This is a genomic window from Devosia sp. P3_B2 (assembly GCF_056402875.1).
The window spans coordinates 423,818-443,780 of the sequence record NZ_JBFUGO010000002.1 but is presented as its reverse complement, the minus strand read 5'-3'; the positions used below and the strand labels follow the sequence as shown (position 1 = coordinate 443,780).

Sequence of the window (19,963 nt, the reverse complement as noted above, 5' to 3'; positions counted from 1 at the left end):
CTCATCTTGTGTGTTCGAGACGATCGGGCTTCCACACGCCGTCGAACCCCGCGCGTGGAGATGGACCGACCGGCCCTGATCCGGGTGGCAAGCGCGTCGAGTAAGGGCTCGGCCGCCGCAACGACGTCGCCGGCTGCCGCGGATCGCGCGGGCTGCGCAATGGAAGGAAAGGGCTGCCTTGCGGCATGGTCGGCCTCCTCATGTCGAGCCCATCGATGCCTGGTCCAGGCATCGATCGTTGCGCGGCAAACGGGCCGAAGCCCGCTGTGAGGTGCCGTTTCGTGCCGCGAATCCGCAAGGGATCGGCGGCTGTTGAGCGACGCTAGCGCCGCCAGGATGTGGCGTCCGCTAAAACCGCCATCGCAATCCGCGGCAAGTTTTCCGACAATTGTCGCCGCTCGAACTGGGCCAACCGGTCGGCTTGCCGCCAAACTGCGACGGCGCTACACCCATCCGCCACTCCGGAGTTCGCGCCATGGACATCGTCACCCTCGTCGCCTTCACCATCGCCTACGCCATCGCGGTGATCGTTCCGGGTCCCGGCGTGGCGGCCGTGGTGGCGCGGGCCCTCGGCGGCGGCTTCCGGTCGGCCTTCCCGATGGTGCTCGGCATCCTCGCCGGCGATCTGGTTTACCTGGTCTTCGCGCTGTTCGGCCTCGCCGCCATCGCCACCTGGTTCGGCCCGGTGTTCGCCGTGGTGAAATGGGCCGGCGCGCTCTACCTGCTCTATGTCGCCTGGCAGTTCTGGAGCGCCAAACCCGGCTCCGAGCAGATCGGCGCCAAGCACGAAAAAAGCCGCTGGAAGACCTTCCTCTCCGGCTTCGCCCTCACCATGGGCAACCCCAAGACCATCGTCTTCTACCTGGCCCTGCTCCCGACCGTCATCCCGCTCGACAAGCCGATCACCCCTCTCGGCTTCGCCGAACTCACCGGCATCGTCATCGTGGTGCTGCTGCTGATCGGTTGCGCCTACGCCGGCCTCGCCGCAGCGGCACGGGATTTCTTCAGGAGCGCCAAGGCGCTCCGGTTCCTGAACCGCACGGCGGGCGTGATCATGGCAAGCGCGGCAGCGTTCGTGGTGGTGCGGGAGTAAGGCTCAGCCCTTCGACTTCGTGGGTTTCTGCGCCTTCTTGGCCTGAGGTTTTGGCGCACTTGCCTTGGACGTCGGTGGGGGCGTTGTGAGGCGAACGGCGAGTTGCCCATCACGGTCTCGGACCTCAAATCCAAAGAACTTCCGCACCAGATCGCTTAATTTCTTCTCCCCGTAGTTGCGAGGATCGAAGTCGCTTTCCAGTTTGACCAGATGGCTACCGAGGGCGCCCAGATTGACCCAACCGCCCTCACCCTCTACCTCGCGAACTGCTCGAACGATGAGGCTCCTGGCCTCGGCCAACCCGACGAGTTGTGCTGGCGCCGCCTCCGTTTCCCCCTTCTGTGCGGTGCCGAGGTTCTCCGTGTAGATGAAGCGCGTACAGGCCTGCCGAAAACTGGGCGGGGTCTTCTGTTCACCGAAGCCATAGACCTCAACGCCCTCCTCGCGTAGCCGGCCCGCGAGGCGAGTGAAGTCGCTGTCCGATGATACGAGGCAGAAGCCGTCCAAGCGGCCCGAGTGCAAGAGGTCCATCGCGTCAATCACCAGCGTGATGTCCGACGCATTCTTGCCCTTTGTGTTGGCGAACTGCTGCTGCGGCGCGATGGCGTGCCGCGTCAGCACGTCGACCCAGCCGCCGAGACTCTGACTTGTGAAATCACCGTAGACACGACGCACAGTCGCGGACCCTAGCTTCGCGATTTCCTCGAACAACCCGTCAATGATCTTGGCCGACGCATTGTCAGCATCGATCAGGACCGCAAGTCGCGCCTGCTTACCGTTCGCCATACTCACCCCCATCAACAACAGAATCGTCAAATCGGGGCTCGCTTCGGCACTAGCGAGCCCTTGAGGTCAATATGGTGTGCGGTCACACTGTGGGGACTACTTTGTCAGCAGATCTCCAAAGTTGATTAATAGACTGAGTATTACCGCACCACCGCGCTCGCGGCCGCCAGTCCCCAGGCCAGTAATTCCTTGGCGCGCTCCGGTGTAACGCCCTCGACATAGCACCTGAGCTCCGGCGCGTTGCCCGAGGCGCGGTAGTGCACTGTGTCGCCGGAGCTCAGCGCGAAGCGTGGGCCATCGATGGTCGAGACGCTTTCCACCTCGCCGACAGGGGCGAAGAACTCCTTGGCGTAGCCGGCCTGCTCGGTGAGGCCCTTCAGCAGCGCGGCGCTCCGCTCGTTGGCGACATGCGCCAGCCGGTCGCTGAGTGCGGCCCGAACTGGTAGCGTGCGGACTAGCCCGGCGAGGCTCTCGCCCAGCTTCGCCGCCGTCCCCAATACCGCCAGCATCGGCAACACCGCGTCGCGCGTCGGCAACCGGCTCAGCGTTCGGCCATTGATGCTCACCTCACTGCCCAGCAGCAGCCCGCCATTGGCCTCGAACCCGACCACGGCGCCAGGCGAGCCGGCCGCCGCGCTCTCCATGCCCGAAATCACGTAGGGCGAGCCGACCTTGGTGCGCTCCACCTTGCCGAACCAACCGACGCCTTCGATCGCCGAGTTCGAGGTCACCGGTGTCACCACCCGGTCGGCACCCAGGAACCGCGCCGCCAGCATGCCCAGCACGTCGCCGCGCACGAAATTGCCCTCGCCATCGACCACCAGCGGCCTGTCGCCATCCCCATCGGTCGAAACGATCGCATGGAGCTTGTGCTGCTCGATCCAGTCGAACCGGGGCTCGAACAGCGGATCGGAGAACGCCTCGGTGTCGACCGCGACGAAGCTGTCCGAACGCCCCAGTCGCACCACATCGGCCCCTGCCCGCGTCAGGAACGACACCAGCATGTCGCGCGCCACCGACGAATGCTCAAACACGCCGATGCGCCAGTTCCGCAGTGCGCCCGCGTCGAGCAGTCCGCGATAGCGCTGGCGGTAGCGATCGGCTGCCGCCACGCTCCCATCCTCGGCCGTTCCCGTGCCCGTCGGCACTGCATCGCTCAACGCCGCGGCGATGCCCTGCTCGTCCGCTTTGGTGATTTCGCCCGATGCCGCGTAGAATTTCAGCCCGTTCCGGTCGGCCGGGATGTGGCTACCCGTTACCATGATCGCCGGCCCGCCCAGCGCCATCGCATGCAGCGCCAGTGCCGGCGTCGGCAGCACGCCGCAATCCACCGGCACTAGGCCCGCCGCGCGGATCGCTGCGGCACAATCGGCAGCGATCGCCGGGCTCGAGGCACGAAGATCGCGCCCCAGATACACCCGTCCACCCGGAACCGTGCCAAGATGGGCGATGAACGCCGCCGTGTAGCGCCGCGCCGCGCCGCCAGTGAGTTCCGTCGCCAGCCCGCGCAGGCCGCTGGTCCCGAATTTCAGTGTATCCGCCATGCCGCACTCCCGATGTGCAAGCTTTGTAGCGGCCTTATCGGCTTGGGCAAGCGTTCAGATGTCGTTAATGTTTCGTTCAGCAACGCGGTGCAGGTTGGTCAGCAATGCAGATCCAGAAGCGCTCCTTGAACTGGCTCCCGCGCGCCTCGCTGTTTGCCGAGGCCGAGGCGGCACGTCTGAAGCGCCGGGCCCAGGCGCAGTCCGATCTCGCCAGCACCGCCAACAACAACTCGGCGCTGATCTCCGGCGGCACCTCCAGTGTCGGCGAATCGATCAACCTCACCCTCCGCATCGCCGCCTCCCGCCTGCAAAACGGCACCACCAAGAAAGTCTAGCGGCTTGCATTCGCTGGGGATTTTCCCCAGTCTCGACCGATGTCCGCCGCCTTCGATCCCACCCGGTTCTTCAGCCGCGAAGTCACCCTCGTCGCCCGTGACCTGCTCGGCGCCGAGTTCTACGTCGATGGCGTCGGCGGCATCATCGCCGAAACCGAGGCCTATCACCCGACCGAGCCCGCCTCGCACGCCCATCGCGGCCAGACCGAGCGCAATTCCTCGATGTTCCTCGGCCCCGGCCACGTCTACGTCTACCGCTCCTACGGCATCCACTGGTGCCTCAACTTCGTCTGCGCCGACGCCTCCGCGATCCTCGTCCGCGCCATCGAACCAATTGCCGGCATTGAGAAAATGGCTGAACGCCGCGGCCTCGCTAACGCCCGCGACCTCTGCTCCGGCCCCGGCAAGCTCGCCGAGGCGCTGGGCATCACCAAGGCCCACGACGGCCTCAGGGTCGATGCCCCGCCGTTCCGCTTCCGTCCCGCCGATTCGCTCCGCCCGGTGGTGATCGGCCCGCGCATCGGCATCACCAAGGCCGCCGACCTCCCCTGGCGGTTCGGCATCGCCGGCTCGGCCTTCCTCAGCAAGGCGTTCCGCAGCTGAAAGCCTCGAGGTGACCGGTTGTCGCGGCGGGTTTCCCTTTGCGGTGGCTTTGGATAGGTTGCGCCCGAACTGAACAGGAGATGCCCGTGGCGGTCGATGCGCTGATCAAGGAATTGCTGGCAACCGGCAGCATGAACGAGGAAACCACCGCCGACCTGAACCGCTGGCAGGCGGAGTTCGCCGCGGGCACTCTCCATGCCGACGACGCGGCCTATATCGAGGCCCTGCACGCCAAGCTGACCGGCGCCCCCCTGCCCGAGATCGAAACCGCCACCGCGGCCGAGCCAGCCCGCCTCGAAGGCCTCACCATCGAGGACTGGCGCGACCGCGCGCTGCGCGCCGAAACCGAACTCGCCGCTCTCAAGGACAGCACCAGCACCACCAGCGCCTGAGCCGGCGCGCGCGCCTTTGACCGCCGATCGACTGGAGATCATCCAACAAGCGTGGGTGATAGCGGCCTGTTGCCACGGAGGAACCACATGCGCCTGCTGCTTGCCGCCCTGCTCTCCCTCGCCGTCGCCCCGGCCTTCGCTCAACCGGTGACGCTGACCACCCGGCTCGTCACCGATGCGCTGGATCAGCCGCTCTATGCCATCGCGCCGCCGGGCGATCCGCGGCTCTTCGTGGTCGAGCAGACCGGCCGCATTCGCATCCTCATCGACGGGCAATTGGCAGAAGCGCCGTTCCTCGATCTCAGCGGCAGCGTCAGCAGCGGCGGTGAGCAGGGCTTGCTCGGCCTCGCCTTCCACCCCGACTACAACAGGAACGGCCGCTTCTTCTTGAACTACACCGACACCAGCGGCGACACCCGAATCGTGGCCTACCAGGTCTCCGCCGATCCTGCCGTGGCCGACTCAGCTTCGGCCACCGAACTGCTCCGCATCGACCAGCCCTATGCCAACCACAATGGCGGCTGGCTCGGTTTCGGCCCGGATGGCTATCTCTACCTCGGCATGGGCGACGGCGGCTCTCGCGGCGATCCGCAGAACCGGGCGCAGAACCCCGACGAACTGCTCGGCAAGATCCTGCGCATCGACGTCAATGGCGCCGCGCCATACGGGATCCCCGCTGGCAACCCCTTCGCCAAGGGTGGCGGGCGGCCGGAGATCTTCGCGCTGGGCCTCCGCAACCCCTGGCGCCCGGCCTTCGATGGCGACAATTTCTACATCGCCGATGTCGGGCAGAACGCCTACGAGGAGGTGACCGTCATCAGCGTCGATGACGCCGGCGCCAATCTAGGCTGGAAGATCATGGAAGGCTCCGCCTGCTACGGCGCCAAGAGCTGCGACCAAACGGGCCTCATGCCGCCAACCTACAGCTACTCCCACGATACCGGCGGCTGCTCGATCACCGGCGGCTACGTCTACCGCGGCAAGGCGATCCCCGAGATTACCGGCCAGTATTTCTTCGCCGACTTCTGCGACAGCCGCGTGCACTCCTTCGCCTACACCAACGGCCGGGCCGGCGACATCACCGACTGGACCGAGCAACTCGGCGGCATCGGCTCCATTACCTCGTTCGGCGTAGACGGCGAAGGCGAGCTCTACATCACGACGATCGAGGGCAACCTGTTCGAGGTGGTGCGGGCGGAATAAGGAAGTTGGTGGGCCCACCAGGACTCGAACCTGGAACCAGACCGTTATGAGCGGTCGGCTCTAACCATTGAGCTATGGGCCCCTGCCCCGAACGGAGCGCCGCCTCCTTAGCAAGCGGCGGCATCGAAGCAAAGCGGGTTGGGGGCAAAGCGCTGCCTTCGCCCACCATTCTCCCTCTCGTCACGATTTTTCTGCACGCTTGTGTCGATCGCGTTGGAAGCCGTTCGTCGTGTTGGTGAACGGCCCATTGGCGGGCTGGAAACCAGGAGAAACAACATGCGCAAGATCACGGCAGGCTTCTTTCACTCGGTCGACGGCGTCGTCGAGTCGCCCAACCTCTGGCAGTTCGATGCCTTCGACGATGAGCTGGGCGCCCTGCTCGGCGAGATCATGCCCAAAGTCGATACTGTCCTGCTCGGCCGGGTCGGGTACCAGGAGTGGGCCGGCTATTGGCCGACCGCCAGCGCCGATGGGGACTTCGCGGACTTCATCAACAGCACGCCCAAGCTCGTCGCCTCGCGCACGCTGAAGCAGGACCAGCTGACCTGGCAGAACTCGACCCTGATCGAGGGCGACCTCATCGAGTTCGCAAAACAACTCAAGGCCAGGGATGGCGGCGAGATCGCCGTGATGGGCGGCATCTCGCTGGCCCGCCAGCTGTTCTTTGCGGGGCTGCTCGAGGAACTGACGCTCATCACCCATCCGGTGGTCGCCGGGGCCGGCAAGCGCATGTTCGAGGCAAACGACCCCGTGACTCGGCTCGAACTCAAGAAATCCACCACCACCAGCAAGGGCAACGTGGTGTCCACCTACGGGCTCCGCCCCGCCTGACCGACCGGGCCCGCGCCGTGTCAGTGCGGGCCCATCCTCAGCCCGCCAGCGTGTCGACTTTCCTGAGGCCGGGGAACAGCCTGGCCCAGAGCAGCACGATGGCAATGGTGCCGAGGCCGCCGAACACGCAGGCGGCGACCGGCCCAATCAGGCCCGCGACCATGCCGGATTCGAACTCGCCGAGTTGGTTCGAGGTGCCGATAAACAGCGAGTTCACCGCATTCACCCGGCCGCGCATCTCATCGGGCGTCAGCAACTGCACCAGCGACGAACGGATCACCACGCTCACAGTATCGGCCGCCCCGAGCACCAGCATTGCCGCGATCGAGAGCAGGATGTTGGTCGACAGCGCGAACACCAGCGTCGCCACGCCGAATATGCCCACCGCCAGCAGCATCTTGTTGCCGACCCCGCGCCGCAACGGCCAGCGCGCCAGGACCAGTGACATTGCCACGGCGCCAGCGGCCGGGGCCGCCCTGAGAACCCCCAGTGCCCATGGACCGGCATGCAGGATGTCCTGCGCGAACATCGGCAGCAGCGCCGTGGCGCCGCCCAGCAGCACCGCGAACAGATCGAGCGAGATGGTGCCCAGCATCACCGGCTTGCTGCGGATGAAAGCGATGCCGGCAAACACCGAACTCAGCGTCGGCTTGGAGCGTATCGGAACCCGATCGCTCCTGGGGATGCTAACCACATTGATGCTTGCCACGAGGAACATCGCCGCCGCGACGAGAAACGGCGCCACCGGGTGCACGCCGTAGAGCAAGCCGCCGAGCGCCGGACCAATGATCAGCGCCGTCTGCATGAAGGAGGTCGAAATCGCGATCGCCTGCTGCAGCATGGTCGCCGGCACCAGCCCGGGCAGCAACGCCGCCATGGTCGGCCGCTCGAACGCCTGCGCCGCGCCCAGCGCGGCCACGGCGACGAAAATCCCCGGCGTGCTCAGCCAGCCCTGCCAGACGCCCAGCGCGATGAACCCGACGACCGCCGCCTCGACGACCTGGCAAACGAGGCCGATCCGCCGCCGGTCGAACTGATCGGCGACATGCCCCACCACAAAGGTCAGCACCAGCATCGGCAGGAACTGGAACAGCCCGATCAAGCCGAGATCGAACGCGTTGTGCGTCCGATCATAGACCAGCCAGCCGATGGCAATGGCGGTCCCCTGGAACGCCATCGACGAGAGGACGCGTGAGGAGAGGAACCTGAGGAACGCCGGATGCTGCGAGAGCTTCAGCGGGGTGACGGGGGCGGCGATCTCAGTGGTCACTGCCGCCCCGTGTCCCTTGCGATTAGCCAGCCGCCGTGTAGGCCGTCTTCACCTGGGTGAAGAACTCGGCGGCGTACTTGCCCTGCTCCTTGGGGCCGTAGCTCGAGCCCTTGCGGCCGCCGAACGGCACGTGGAAGTCGACACCGGCGGTGGGGACGTTCACCATCACCATGCCGGCTTCGGCGTTGCGCTTGAAGTGCGTCGCATACTTGAGCGAGGTGGTGACGATGCCCGCGGAGAGACCGAACTCGGTGTCATTGGCAGTGGCCAGCGCTTCCTCGTAGTCCTTGACGCGGATCACCGCGGCCACCGGCCCGAAGATCTCTTCGCGGGAGATGCGCATCTGGTTGGTCGCCTCGGTGAACAACGCCGGCTGCAGGAAGTAGCCCGGGTTGTCACCCTTCACCAACTCGCCGCCGACGGCGAGCTTGGCGCCTTCGTTCTTGCCGATCTCGATATAGTCGGTGTCCTGCTTGAGCTGACCCGGATCGACCACCGGCCCGATCTGCGTGTCCTTGGCGATCGCATCGCCGACCTTGAGGTTGCGGATGCGCTCGGTGAGCGCCGCGACGAACTTGTCGTGGATGCCCTCGGTGACGATCAGGCGCGACGAAGCCGTGCAGCGCTGGCCGGTCGAGTAGAACGCGCTCTGGGCGGTCGTTTCGACGGCAACGGCGAGGTCAGCGTCATCGAGCACGATGGTCGGGTTCTTGCCGCCCATTTCGAGCTGGAACTTGCGCATCACCTTGACGCTGGCTTCCGCCACGCGGCGGCCGGTGCCGACCGAGCCGGTGAAGGTCTGCGCCACGATGTCCCTGCTGTCGAGCATGGTCTGGCCGACCACCGAGCCCTTGCCCATCACCAGGTTGAGCACGCCCTTGGGCAGCCCGTTGCGGTTGAGCATCTCGACGATCGCCCACGAGCAGCCCGGCACCAGGTCGGCCGGCTTGAACACCACCGTGTTGCCGTATGCCAGCGCCGGGGCGATCTTCCAGGCTGGGATGGCGATCGGGAAGTTCCACGGCGTGATGATGCCGACGACGCCCATCGGCTCGCGCGTCATCTCGACGCCGACGCCCGGACGCACCGACGGCACGCTCTCACCGGTGAGGCGCAGCACTTCGCCGGCGAAGAACTCGAAGATCTGCCCGGCGCGGGTAACCTCACCGATGCCTTCGGCGAGGGTCTTGCCCTCTTCGCGGCTCAAGAGCTCACCGAGTTCGGCCTTGCGGGCGAAAATCTCGTGTGCGGTCTTCGACAGCACCGCCCAGCGGTCCATGATGCCGGAACGCGACCAGGCCGGGAACGCCGCCTTGGCTGCTGCGATGGCGGCCAGCGTGTCGTCCACCGTGGCGCGGGCATAGACACCAACGACTTCGTTGGTGTTGGAGGGGTTGATGTTGTCTACCCCGTCGCCGCCGACCCATTCGCCGTTGATGAGATTCTGGTGCAGTTCGGTCATGGGAAGTTCCTTACTTAGAGGAGGTCGGCCTTGGCGAGATCGCGCAGCAGGTGGCTCGTGCCATAGGTCCAGGGCGCGGCCTCGGTGGCGAGGCGCACGGTGTTAGATAGGGTGCCGAGCGACGGTGTCGAGATCGAAACGACGTCGCCGAGCTTGTGGGTGAAGCCCTTGCCGGCGCCGCCGCGATCCTTCACCGGCGCGAACATCGTGCCGGTGTAGAGCACGAAGCCATCGGGATACTGGTGATGCCGCCCGATCGAGGCCGCAACCAGCGACTCCGGCGAGCGCGAGATCTGGCTGAGGTTGGAGACACCGGTGAGCTCGAACCCATCATCGCCAGTGACGCTCAGCGCGATATCGGCCTGCTTCACCGTCTCGATGGTGAACTTGCCGTCGAACAGCCGGATGAACGGCCCGAGCGACGCGGAAGCATTGTTGTCCTTGGCCTTGCCGAGCAGCAGTGCCGAACGGCCCTCCACGTCGCGCAGGTTCACGTCGTTGCCGAGCGTCGCGCCGACGATCTTGCCGGTGGACGCAACGACCATCACGAGTTCCGGCTCGGGGTTGTTCCACTCCGAGATCGGCAGGATGCCGACGTCGGCGCCAAAACCCACCGAGGCCATCGGCTGGCACTTGGTGAAGATCTCGGCGTCCGGCCCGATGCCGACTTCGAGATACTGGCTCCACACGCCGCGCGCGATCAGTGTCTTCTTGACCTCCATCGCAGCGGGCGAACCCGGCTCGAGCTGGCTGAGATCGGTGCCCACGAGGCCCAGGATATCCTTGCGCAGCTCGTCGGCCTTGGCCTTGTCGCCGCGCGCCTGCTCCTCGATGACGCGCTCGAGCAGCGACACCACGAACGTCACGCCGGCGGCCTTCACCGCCTGCAGGTCGATCGGGGACAGCAGCGAGGGCGCCTTGAGGTCGGTCTTGCCCGACCACGAATTGGCGAGAATCTGGTGGAGGTTGCCGACCACCGGTCCCTTGGCCGCCGCGACATAGGCCGCCGGATCGTCGCGCTCTGCGACGTCACGGGAGGTCGGCGCGGTCTTCGACGTGATATCGACGATATCCTGGCCACGCACCGTGATCAGCCGCGGGTGCTCGTATCCCGGGAGTCTCGCGCGTCCGAGCAGCACGCCTTCGCTTGGTACGATCGGATTGGCCACGGCAGTCCCCCGGTTTTTGCCGGGCTACCTAACCCGCCGCCCCAAACCCTGTCCAGCGACGGGCGAGGCACGTAGCTCAAACTTTCGTCGACCGGCACCCAAGGATCGTTCGCGCCGCGGCGTCTTATCTCTCGGAAGCGGCGTTCAAAGTCCATTCAGGAACGCCGCACTAACACCCGGGTTGGCTGGGACATTTTTCCCCGTCAAAGGCCACATAGGAGAGACGCATGCGTCCGTTTACTGCCTTGTTCATTCCCCTGCTCTTCGCAACCGCACTGAGCGCCGCCCCGGCGCTGGCCCAGGAGACATCCGTGAGCGGCACCATTTCGATCGGCGGCATCGGCGAAGTCACCGCTTCCCCTGACACAGCCTTCGTCAACTCCGGCGTCACCAGCCAGGGCGCCACTGCCCGCGAGGCGCTCGACGCCAACACCAAGGCGATGGGCGAACTGATCGAGACGCTGAAAGCCGCCGGCATCGAGGCGCGCGACATCCAGACCTCGGGCTTTTCGGTGAACCCGAACTACGTCTACTCCGACGCCCGCGACGCCAACGGCTACCAGTTGCCCCCTAAGATCAACGGCTACCAGGTGTTCAACAACGTCAACGTCCGCGTCCGCGAACTGGCCAAGCTCGGCTCGGTGCTCGACAAGGCCGTGACCGTCGGCGCCAACACCATCAACGGCGTCACCTTCTCGGTCGCAGATCCCTCCAAGCTCTATGACGAGGCCCGCAAGGCCGCCTTCGCCGACGCCAAGGCCAAGGCAGAGCTCTATGCCGGGGCCGCCGGCGAAGAGCTCGGCAGCATCCGCAACATCAACGAGAGCCAGGGCATGAGCCAGCCGCCGCAGCCCTACATGATGAAGGCTGTTGCTGATTCAGCCGGCGCCTCCGTGCCGATCGAGGGCGGCGAACTCAGCTACTCGATCAACGTCCAGGTGACGTGGGACTTCGCGAACTAAGCAGCGCTTCGGATGGGTGCGCCCGGTGCGCCCATCCACCTACCCCGCAATCGCCTTCCAGATCATGTTCAGCCCGACGAGCGTCAGGAACACCGCGAAGGCAATCTTCAGCGTGCGCTGCTGCAGCTTATGGGCCAGCGCCGCGCCTAGCGGGGCGCAGAGTGCAGCGGTGACGCCGATCAGCACCAGCGCGACGAGGTTGATATAGCCAAGGCTCAGCGGCGGGCGTCCCTCGACGCTCCAGCCCGAAATGATGAAGCCCAGCGTTCCCGAGAGCGCGATGAACACGCCAATCGCCGCGCCGGTGCCCACCGCCTTGTGCATCGACGCGCCGAAGGCGTGGATCGTCGGTACGCTCAGCGAGCCGCCCCCTACTCCCATCAGCGCCGAGATGTAGCCGACCACGGCCGCCGAGATGCGGTGGGTCAGCGCCGAATCGCGGAGGTGCCCCATGAGCCGCTCCTGGAACGGCAGCACGATATTGGCGGCGATGAACAACGCCACTACGCCGAACACGATGCGCAGCACGTCGCCGGTGTAGATTCCCGCCATCAGCCCGCCGACGAAGGTCGCGACCACAACCACCGGAGCCCAGAGTTTGAGGATGCGATGATCGACCGCGCCGCGCTTGTCATGCGCCCGGGCGCTGGCGATGCCGGTGGGGATAATGATGGCAAGCGAAGTGCCCACCGCCACGTGCTGCACCACGTCGCTATCGTAGCCGAGCAGCGCCAGGGCCGAGGCCAGCGCCGGCACGATGATGGCGCCGCCGCCGATTCCCAGCAGGCCCGCGGCGACGCCGGAAATCACGCCGGTGGCCAGCAGGCCAAGCACGAATGGCCAGTAGCTCAGAAGGTCGCCCACGTCTCACTCCAATTGATGAACCCCCACCGGATCGCACGAATTGGGCTGATCACCCTAGGCCGTCCCGGCCGAATCCGTCCATTGCATCAAGCGCAACGGCGGCCCAACTGGTGCCACGATTGCCCGGTCCTGTCGCGCGTACGGAACCGCACGTGGCTTGCAGCGTTCGGTCACCGATGGGGCAATTCATCACTGCAGAAGGTCCACCGGACGTTCAGGTTCGGTTCAGCAGGACTGCGTCACTTCTCGTACAACTGACTCCAAAACAAGGATAAAACCCATGCGCTTTCGAAACTGGCTCCTAACCGGCACCAGTCTCGCCGTTCTCGCATTGGTGCCGAGCGCCGCATATGCGCAGCAGGCCGAGTACCAGGCGCTGCTCGACGCGCAGGCGTCCGGTGATGCTGACGCGATCAGCACCGCACAGCAGGCTCTTACGGACACCTGCATTGTGAACGGCTATTCCAGCGTCGAAGAATGCATCGCCGCGATCACCGGCGGCGGCCAGCCGGCCGCCCAGGCGCCGTCCGATGCCGACGCTCAGGCCGCTGAAGAGGCGAAGGCCGCTGAGGAAGCCAAGGCTGCTGAAGAAGCAGCGGCGGCAGCGGCCCAGGCCGAAGCTGACGCAAAGGCCGCCGAGGAAGCCAAGGCCGCTGAAGAAGCGGCCGCAGCAGCGGCTCAGGCCGAGGCTGACGCCAAAGCCGCCGAGGAAGCCAAGGCTGCCGAAGACGCGGCCGCAGCAGAGGCTCAGGCCGCGGCTGACGCAAAGGCCGCTGAAGAGGCGAAGGCCGCCGAAGAAGCAGCCGCCGCAGCGGCTCAAGCCGAGGCTGATGCCAAAGCCGCTGAAGATGCCAAGGCTGCTGAAGATGCCAAGGCTGCTGAAGACGCGAAGGCTGCAGAGGATGCACAGGCGCAGTTCGTCGCCGACCTGCAGGCCGCGCTGGACCAGTATCAGGCAGCCCTGAACCAGGCCGCCGCCGGCGACTACGCAGGCGCCAAGCCCGCTGCCGACGCCGCTGCGGCCAAGATCCAGGAACTCTGCACCGCCAACGGCTATGCGGACATCAAGTCCTGCATCGGCCAGGACCTGCCGCCGCTGCCCGAGCCCCCGGCCGAGCAGCCCGCCGAAGCACCCGCGGCCGAGCAACCTGCCGAACCTGCCGCCGAGCAGCCTGCCGAGCAACCCGCTGCAGAACAGCCGGCTGAGCAGCCTGCTGCCGAGCCGCCGGCGGAGCAACCCGCTGAGCAGCCTGCGGCAGAACAGCCAGCCGCCGAGCAGCCCGCCGAAGCCGGTCCGACCGATCAGCCGGCCGACGCCAACGCAGTCGACCCGGTTGCCGCGGCACAGGACCAGCTTGGTACCGCCGTCGAACTCTACAATGTCGGTATCGGCCAGCTCGAAGCCGGCGACGCATCCGGCCAGTCGACCATCGAGGCTGCCAACAAGCAGTTCGCCGACATCTGCGCTGCCCTGGGCGTCACCGACGTTGCCCAGTGCCTGACGCAGTACGGCATCACCTTGCCTCCGGTGCCCGAAGTGGCGGCCCCGGCCGAGCCGGCGACCCCGCCGATCGCCGAACTGCCCGGCTCGCAGGAAGCCGTGACCCCGCAGGCCGTCGAAGTGCTGCCCGAGACCGTTGCCCCTGAAGAAGCGGCCCCGGTGCTCGACAGCGCCAAGGACTTCGCCACCCAAGTGGTCGATGGCCAGGCCCCGGCCGAACAGCCGGCAGCTCCGGAAGAGCCCGCCGCTCCGCCGCCGACCGACGACAAGGCCGCTCAGTCCGACATTGCGCCGATCGAGGTGCAGTCGCTGGCCAAGATGGAAGGCGAGAAGATCGCCGTCGACGCTTTGCCGCAGATGGAGGTGCCGCAGAACGTCACCATCATCAACAACATCACCAACGTGACGAACACCACCAACATCACGAACAACACGACGAACGTCACCAACAACAATACGGTGATCAACAATAACACCGGCGGCGGCGGCAAGCCCGGCAACAACTTCACCAACTCGGGCTTCATCTTCCAGATCGGCGTCAATCTGGTGATTTCGAACCCGGCCCAGGATTTCGACCGCATCCGCGACAGCGATGAGGACGAGGTCTACTATCAGCGCCTGCCCGGCGGCCGCGTGAAGGAGACCATCGAGCGCCCGAACGGCGTGCAGATCGTCACCATCCGCGACAAGTGGGGCAACGTGCTGAAGCGTTCGCGCATCATGCCTGACGGCCGCGAGTACATCCTCGCCTACTATGACGAGGACGATTACGACGAGGATGAGGACTACTTCACCAACTGGCGTGACCCGGGCGACGACCTGCCCCCGCTGCGCCTGACGATCCCGATCCGCGACTACATTCTCGATGCCGACGATGCCGATGAGGAAGAGGTCGAACTCTTCTTCCGCGAGCCGCCGGTGGAGCAGGTCCGCAAGATCTACACCGTCGAGGACGTGAAGCGTTCGGCTCGTATCCGTGACTCGGTGCGTCGCGTCGAAGTCGGCGGCCTGACCTTCGACTCGGGTGCGGCGACCATCGCCCGCAGCCAGGTCGGGGCGCTCAGCAAGGTGGCCAACGCCATGCTGGCGCTGCTCGAGGACAACCCGGGCGAGACCTTCCTGATCGAAGGCCACACTGACGCCGTGGGCGGCGACCAGGCCAACCTGATCCTTTCGGACCAGCGTGCGTCCACCGTCGCCCGCATCCTGACGGACTTCTACGACGTGCCGCCCGAGAACCTGGTCACCCAGGGCTATGGCGAGCGCTACCTGAAAGTGAAGACGGAGAAGGCTGAAAAGCTGAACCGTCGCGTCTCGATCAAGCGCATCACCTCGCTGATCACGGTTGCCGACAAGAACTGAGGCAACCGCCTGAACCGATCGACGGGCCGGGGAGCAATCCCCGGCCTGTTTGGTTTGGGTGCTACCTCTATCGAGAGGCCGGCGCGGGAAGAATGCCCCCACCCACGGCGCCCCCAACCACCCCCCACTGCGTCACCCCAACCCCTTGCCTCACCCTCAGAATCCGCTATCCCTCACCTGCCCACCTGACGGAGCCCACCATGCCCAAGCGTCTCGAACTCATCATCGAAGCGGTGATCCTCGCCTCGCGCTGGCTGCTGGTGCTGTTCTATCTCGGGCTGGCGGTGGCGCTGGCGGTCTATGCCGCGACCTTCGGGGTGAAGCTGTTCGACTTCGTCAGCCACGTCTTCACCATCGAGGAGTCCGATGCGATCCTGAAGATGCTCGGCTTGATCGACGCCGCCCTGGTCGCCAGCCTCGTCGTCATGGTGATCATCTCGGGCTACGAGAACTACGTCTCGCGCTTCGACGACGACGGAGCCGTGCACTGGCTGGGCGAGATCGACGCCGGTTCGCTCAAGATCAAGGTGGCTTCGACCATCGTCGCCATTTCGTCGATCCACCTGCTGCAGGTGTTCCTCAACGTCTCCAGCTACGCCACCGAGCAGTTGATGTGGTTCACCCTCATCCACCTGGCCTTCGTCGCCTCGGCGCTGTTCCTCGCCTTCATTGATCGGGTCTCGGCGCAGACCAAGACCATTGGCAAGGCGAGCCGCGCATTCGACGAAAACGCTGCAAAATCGTCTGAAACCTGACCGGCCGACGACAGCCTTTCTTCATTCCTCGTGCGCTGAAATCGCCATATCTCCCAGCCGTTTGGGGGCCCTGGCTGATTCATTTCGGCAATTGCCAAGGTTTGCGGGAACATTTCCCGCGGCTCCTGCGTTCTTGGGCCTATACGGTACTCAAACAAAGGAGCTTGATCATGGCTGCACCCGAACGCGATACCGTTTATTCGAGCGACGACACCACTCGCACGACGTACACTCGTGAATCCAGCGCCACTGGCTGGTTCGTGGGCATCATCGTAGCGCTGGCGTTGCTCGCCATCGGCTACCTGGTCTTCTCGGCCAATAGCGGCCCGTCGACGACATCGACGACCGTGAACAATACGCCAGCGGTTGAAGCGCCCGCCACTCCGGCGCCCGCTCCGATGACCGAGGCTCCGGCCACAGGTACCGAAACCACTCCGATGGCTCCGGCCACCGAACCAGCTCCGGCCGCGCCGGCTGAAACCGCCCCGGCGACTGAGGCACCGGCTCCGGCGACTGAGGCACCGGCCGCTCCCGCGGCCCAATAACTACGAAGACTCAATAGACGTCATTCAGCTTCGGTCCTCCCCCGAAGCTGCCTTAAACCCCGGCAGCCCCCCTGCCGGGGTTATTTCATTGTTGTAGAGCACCCGCATGTCGCGGTCGGTCTCGAAGTTCCTGGCACGCCAGCCGAACTGCGTGGCGCCGATCTTCTTGGCCTCGAGCGGGCAGAACGCGCCGGTCAGATCCGCTTGACCGGCTGTCTGAGGATGGTCTTGAGCTTCTCTGGCGGCACCCGGCGCGGATCGGACAGGTAGATCTCGTGATGGTGGCCGGTTTCCTTCAGCCGGTTCGCCGGCAGGAACTCTTGGTGCAGCCGCGCGAGGGTGGGCCCTTCGTCATCGTAGCTGCCGATGTGCAGGGTCTGCACCGAGAGGCCCTCATGATAGCTGTCGAGCCGCAGGCCCGGCGGCGGCGAGCCAAGCTTCTTGCCGGCCTTCTCGACCGCTTTGTCGAACTGCGGCGCAGCAACGAAATCCGGCGGCAGGATCATGATCGTCCAGCGCCAATCGGCCTTGGTGCGCGTGATGAAGGTGGACATGTCGTCGGCCCACCACAGCGCCTCCAGCGGCCCGACCACATAATCCCTGGCCAGTTCCGCCTTGGCGGCGAACTTCATCGCGTAGCTCACCGAGAAGAGCCATGCGACGCCCGTTTGGTATGCCTCCGCAGTGTTCGGATCGCCCTCGCCGTCGAGCTGGACATATTGCAGCGGCGGCACGTCGATGATCTCGAACTTGCCCTGGCGCGCGCTATACAGCGCCTTGTGCTGCTTCTTCAGGTCGAGTTTTCCATGTCACACCGGTGTCTGCGGTGCCTCGACCCGGTTCGTTTCCTTTGGCGACGACAATACGATCAGCGTCTCGGTCCGCTGCACGCCCGGCACTTCCTTCAGCACCTGGGCGAAGAAACCCTCGAGGTCGCGGGTCGTCTTCAGCCGCACCTTCATCAGGTAGTTCCACGACCCGGTGACGTGGTGCGCCTCCTGCACCTCCGGCACCTTGGCGATCGCCGCAAGGAAGCGCTTCTCCGTCGCCGGATCGCTCCAGCCGACAAACACAAAGGCGAGGAGATCGAGCCCCACCTTCTCGGGGTCGACGCGCGCGTGAAAGCCGCTGATCACCCCCAGCTTGATCAGCCGCCTGATGCGGTCGTTCAGCGTCGAGGGTGCGACGCCCAGCGTCTTGCCCAGTTCGGCGACCGGCACCCGGTCATCGTCCTGCAGCAGGCCCAGCAGCTTGTGATCGATTTCGTCGAGACCAGTCGCCATCGCCTCCAGACCTCCCTCGTAGCCCGGCACAACCTAACCACCGAGGCGAGAAAGGCAACCTTCCGCCCTGCGTGAACTTGTCATCCTTGCGCAGCCGGAAGGCGGTACCTAACTGCATGGGGAACCAGAAAAAGCCGGGAGAGAGCCATGTTCAACATCGACGGTATCATCAAGGCCCTGCAGACAGATCCCAACACGCAGCGCTCGGCGATGACGGGCGCTGCTGGGCTCGCGGCCGGCATGCTGTTGTCGGGCGGCGGGCTCGGTAAGTTGGTCGGCAACGCCGCCAAGCTTGGCGCCGTCGCGGCCGTGGGCGGTCTCGCATATACCGCCTGGCAGCAATACCAGAAGAACCAGCAGCAGGCCGGCGCCCCCGCCGATGGCGCCCCTGCCCCCTCGCAGGACGCGTTCGTGCCGCCGCCGCAGGCCGCCTACCAGAACGAGGAATTGGGCAAGACCCTGGTGCGCGCCATGATCGCCGCCGCCAAGGCCGACGGCCAGATCGATTCCGACGAGAAAGAGCGCATCTTCAAGCGGCTCGAAACCATGCCGCTGTCAGCGGAGGAAAAGGCCTTCGTCTTCGACGAACTGGCGAGCCCGCTCGATATCGAAGCCGTGGTTGCCCGCGCCGACACCCCCGAGCATGCCTCCGAGATCTACGCGGCCTCACTCGTCGCCATGCAGCCTGACACCGCCAGCGAGCGAACCTACCTTGAAGCTCTGGCCTTCAAGCTGAAGCTCCCGCCCGGGCTGGTTGCCGAAATCCATCGCCAGGCCGGCCACACGCCGCCCGCTGCCCCAGCGGCTGCGAGTTCCGCCTCCTACGTGCCCAGCAGCAGCGTCTGAGTTACAAGGCTGTGCGTTCTTGCGCCCGCGAGCGCGCACGGCCATCTAGGGCGCTCATCCTGAGGATCGCGCCATGGAAATCGGACTCTACTCCTTCGCCGAGAACACGCCGGACCCCTTGAACGGCGGCCATCTGCAATCACCGGCCGATCGCCTCAAGGACCTGCTCGAGGAGATCAAGCTCGCCGACGAAGTTGGCCTCGATTTCTACGGCCTCGGCGAGCACCACCGCCCAGACTTCGTTGCCTCGGCTCCGGTCACCATCCTCGCGGCGGCAGCGGCCATCACCAAGCGCATCCGGCTCTCAACCGCCGTCACGGTGCTCAGCTCCGACGATCCGATCCGCGTCTGGCAGCAATTCGCCACCTTGGACCTTCTGTCCAACGGCCGCGCCGAGATCATGGCCGGCCGGGGTTCGTTCATCGAGAGCTTCCCGCTCTTCGGCTACGAGCTCGACGACTACGACACGCTGTTCGAAGAGAAGCTCGCCGAGCTGATCAAAATCCGCGAGGGCGGCAAGGTGCAGTGGGAGGGCTCGGAGCACACCAAGCCGATCCCCGGCATCGCCATCTATCCCAAGCCGATCCAGGAGCCCCTGCCGCTCTGGGTGGCCGTCGGCGGCACTCCCAACTCGGTCGCCCGCGCCGCGTATTACGGCCTGCCGCTGATGCTCGCCATCATTGGCGGCAACCCAGAGGCGTTCCGCCAGTTCACCGAACTCTACCGCCGCACCGCCGAAAAGGTTGGTCACGACGTCAAGAAGCTCCCGATCGGCATCTCCTCGCACGGCTTCATCGCCGAAAACTCGCAGGATGCCCTCGACACGGCTTTCCCCGCTCACCACGAGGCCATGAGCCGTATCGGCCGCGAACGCGGCTGGCCCCCGACCACCCGCGCCCAGTTCGAGGCCGGCGCCAGCCCATCGGGCGCTTACTTCATGGGCTCCCCGCAGCAGGTCATCGACAAGATCCTGATGCAGCACGAGTGGTTCCAGCACGACCGCTTCGGCCTCCAACTGAGCGTCGGCACCCTGCCCCATGCCAAGGTGATGAAGGCGATCGAGCTGTTCGGCACGGTGGTGAAGCCGGCGGTGAACAAGGCGTTGGAGCAGTGACCTCACTCGCCTGCAGGCCCTGGAACGCTGAGGCAGGCAAATA

The 19,963-nt window shown here is 65.6% G+C and carries 20 protein-coding genes and 1 tRNA gene; 12 read left to right on the top strand and 9 right to left on the bottom strand.

Features of this window, described 5'->3' with window-relative positions:
* The first annotated feature begins 475 nt into the window (after positions 1-475).
* On the top strand, positions 476-1,093 hold the full coding sequence (locus AC1DV8_RS05020; RefSeq protein WP_477156694.1) for a LysE family translocator: 618 nt from the start codon (positions 476-478) through the stop codon (positions 1,091-1,093).
* Between the two features lie 3 nt (positions 1,094-1,096).
* On the opposite strand, the gene AC1DV8_RS05015 is transcribed toward AC1DV8_RS05020, so the two are convergent.
* Both AC1DV8_RS05015 and AC1DV8_RS05010 read right to left on the bottom strand, forming a co-directional pair.
* Positions 1,097-1,879, bottom strand: a complete 783-nt coding sequence (locus AC1DV8_RS05015; RefSeq protein ID WP_477156761.1) for an NYN domain-containing protein — start codon at positions 1,877-1,879, stop codon at positions 1,097-1,099.
* A gap of 140 nt (positions 1,880-2,019) precedes the next feature.
* On the bottom strand, positions 2,020-3,423 hold the full coding sequence (locus AC1DV8_RS05010; RefSeq protein WP_477156693.1) for a phosphomannomutase: 1,404 nt from the start codon (positions 3,421-3,423) through the stop codon (positions 2,020-2,022).
* A 125-nt stretch (positions 3,424-3,548) separates the two neighbouring features.
* Here AC1DV8_RS05010 and AC1DV8_RS05005 point away from each other — a divergent pair, with 125 nt between their 5' ends.
* From AC1DV8_RS05005 to AC1DV8_RS04990, 4 genes are all read left to right on the top strand, one after another.
* Positions 3,549-3,758, top strand: a complete 210-nt coding sequence (locus AC1DV8_RS05005; protein WP_477148950.1) for a hypothetical protein — start codon at positions 3,549-3,551, stop codon at positions 3,756-3,758.
* A gap of 39 nt (positions 3,759-3,797) precedes the next feature.
* Positions 3,798-4,361, top strand: a complete 564-nt coding sequence (locus AC1DV8_RS05000) for a DNA-3-methyladenine glycosylase (RefSeq protein ID WP_477156692.1) — start codon at positions 3,798-3,800, stop codon at positions 4,359-4,361.
* 86 nt (positions 4,362-4,447) lie between these two features.
* Positions 4,448-4,753, top strand: a complete 306-nt coding sequence (locus tag AC1DV8_RS04995) for a hypothetical protein (RefSeq protein WP_477156691.1) — start codon at positions 4,448-4,450, stop codon at positions 4,751-4,753.
* 87 nt (positions 4,754-4,840) lie between these two features.
* Positions 4,841-5,956 carry a PQQ-dependent sugar dehydrogenase gene (locus AC1DV8_RS04990; RefSeq protein ID WP_477156690.1) on the top strand — a complete coding sequence of 372 codons (1,116 nt, stop codon included), beginning with the start codon at positions 4,841-4,843 and terminating at the stop codon, positions 5,954-5,956.
* A 6-nt stretch (positions 5,957-5,962) separates the two neighbouring features.
* Here the strand turns inward: AC1DV8_RS04990 and AC1DV8_RS04985 are convergent.
* Positions 5,963-6,038, bottom strand: a tRNA-Ile gene (locus AC1DV8_RS04985).
* A 194-nt stretch (positions 6,039-6,232) separates the two neighbouring features.
* On the opposite strand from AC1DV8_RS04985, the gene AC1DV8_RS04980 reads away from it, so the two are divergent.
* Positions 6,233-6,787, top strand: a complete 555-nt coding sequence (locus tag AC1DV8_RS04980) for a dihydrofolate reductase family protein (RefSeq protein WP_477148946.1) — start codon at positions 6,233-6,235, stop codon at positions 6,785-6,787.
* A 37-nt stretch (positions 6,788-6,824) separates the two neighbouring features.
* Here AC1DV8_RS04980 and AC1DV8_RS04975 read toward each other — a convergent pair whose 3' ends face one another.
* From AC1DV8_RS04975 to AC1DV8_RS04965, 3 genes are read right to left on the bottom strand one after another with little or no spacing between them, the layout of a single operon-like run.
* Positions 6,825-8,045, bottom strand: a complete 1,221-nt coding sequence (locus AC1DV8_RS04975) for an MFS transporter (RefSeq protein WP_477156760.1) — start codon at positions 8,043-8,045, stop codon at positions 6,825-6,827.
* A 34-nt stretch (positions 8,046-8,079) separates the two neighbouring features.
* Positions 8,080-9,519 (bottom strand): aldehyde dehydrogenase family protein, encoded by a 1,440-nt coding sequence (locus AC1DV8_RS04970; protein ID WP_477148945.1) that lies wholly within the window; start codon positions 9,517-9,519, stop codon positions 8,080-8,082.
* 14 nt (positions 9,520-9,533) lie between these two features.
* The gene (locus AC1DV8_RS04965; RefSeq protein WP_477156689.1) at positions 9,534-10,688 is read right to left on the bottom strand and encodes a fumarylacetoacetate hydrolase family protein; all 1,155 of its coding nucleotides are present in this window, start codon (positions 10,686-10,688) and stop codon (positions 9,534-9,536) included.
* A 227-nt stretch (positions 10,689-10,915) separates the two neighbouring features.
* Between AC1DV8_RS04965 and AC1DV8_RS04960 the strand changes: the two genes are divergently transcribed.
* Positions 10,916-11,650, top strand: a complete 735-nt coding sequence (locus AC1DV8_RS04960; RefSeq protein WP_477148943.1) for an SIMPL domain-containing protein — start codon at positions 10,916-10,918, stop codon at positions 11,648-11,650.
* A gap of 39 nt (positions 11,651-11,689) precedes the next feature.
* Here AC1DV8_RS04960 and AC1DV8_RS04955 read toward each other — a convergent pair whose 3' ends face one another.
* Positions 11,690-12,514 carry a sulfite exporter TauE/SafE family protein gene (locus AC1DV8_RS04955; protein ID WP_477148942.1) on the bottom strand — a complete coding sequence of 275 codons (825 nt, stop codon included), beginning with the start codon at positions 12,512-12,514 and terminating at the stop codon, positions 11,690-11,692.
* Positions 12,515-12,794: 280 nt separating this feature from the next.
* On the opposite strand from AC1DV8_RS04955, the gene AC1DV8_RS04950 reads away from it, so the two are divergent.
* From AC1DV8_RS04950 to AC1DV8_RS04940, 3 genes are all read left to right on the top strand, one after another.
* The gene (locus AC1DV8_RS04950) at positions 12,795-15,377 is read left to right on the top strand and encodes an OmpA family protein (protein WP_477156688.1); all 2,583 of its coding nucleotides are present in this window, start codon (positions 12,795-12,797) and stop codon (positions 15,375-15,377) included.
* Positions 15,378-15,577: 200 nt separating this feature from the next.
* Positions 15,578-16,132 carry a TIGR00645 family protein gene (locus AC1DV8_RS04945; protein ID WP_477148940.1) on the top strand — a complete coding sequence of 185 codons (555 nt, stop codon included), beginning with the start codon at positions 15,578-15,580 and terminating at the stop codon, positions 16,130-16,132.
* A gap of 170 nt (positions 16,133-16,302) precedes the next feature.
* Entirely contained in the window at positions 16,303-16,677 is a 375-nt protein-coding gene (locus AC1DV8_RS04940) for a hypothetical protein (protein WP_477156687.1), read from the top strand.
* Between the two features lie 194 nt (positions 16,678-16,871).
* Here AC1DV8_RS04940 and AC1DV8_RS04935 read toward each other — a convergent pair whose 3' ends face one another.
* Together AC1DV8_RS04935 and AC1DV8_RS04930 are read right to left on the bottom strand one after the other, a co-directional pair.
* The gene (locus AC1DV8_RS04935) at positions 16,872-17,450 is read right to left on the bottom strand and encodes a GyrI-like domain-containing protein (RefSeq protein WP_477156759.1); all 579 of its coding nucleotides are present in this window, start codon (positions 17,448-17,450) and stop codon (positions 16,872-16,874) included.
* Between the two features lie 36 nt (positions 17,451-17,486).
* On the bottom strand, positions 17,487-17,960 hold the full coding sequence (locus AC1DV8_RS04930) for an Lrp/AsnC family transcriptional regulator (RefSeq protein WP_477148937.1): 474 nt from the start codon (positions 17,958-17,960) through the stop codon (positions 17,487-17,489).
* A 147-nt stretch (positions 17,961-18,107) separates the two neighbouring features.
* Here AC1DV8_RS04930 and AC1DV8_RS04925 point away from each other — a divergent pair, with 147 nt between their 5' ends.
* Together AC1DV8_RS04925 and AC1DV8_RS04920 are read left to right on the top strand one after the other, a co-directional pair.
* Entirely contained in the window at positions 18,108-18,806 is a 699-nt protein-coding gene (locus tag AC1DV8_RS04925; protein ID WP_477156686.1) for a tellurite resistance TerB family protein, read from the top strand.
* A 73-nt stretch (positions 18,807-18,879) separates the two neighbouring features.
* On the top strand, positions 18,880-19,920 hold the full coding sequence (locus tag AC1DV8_RS04920) for an LLM class flavin-dependent oxidoreductase (RefSeq protein ID WP_477156685.1): 1,041 nt from the start codon (positions 18,880-18,882) through the stop codon (positions 19,918-19,920).
* The last annotated feature ends 43 nt before the right edge of the window (positions 19,921-19,963 follow it).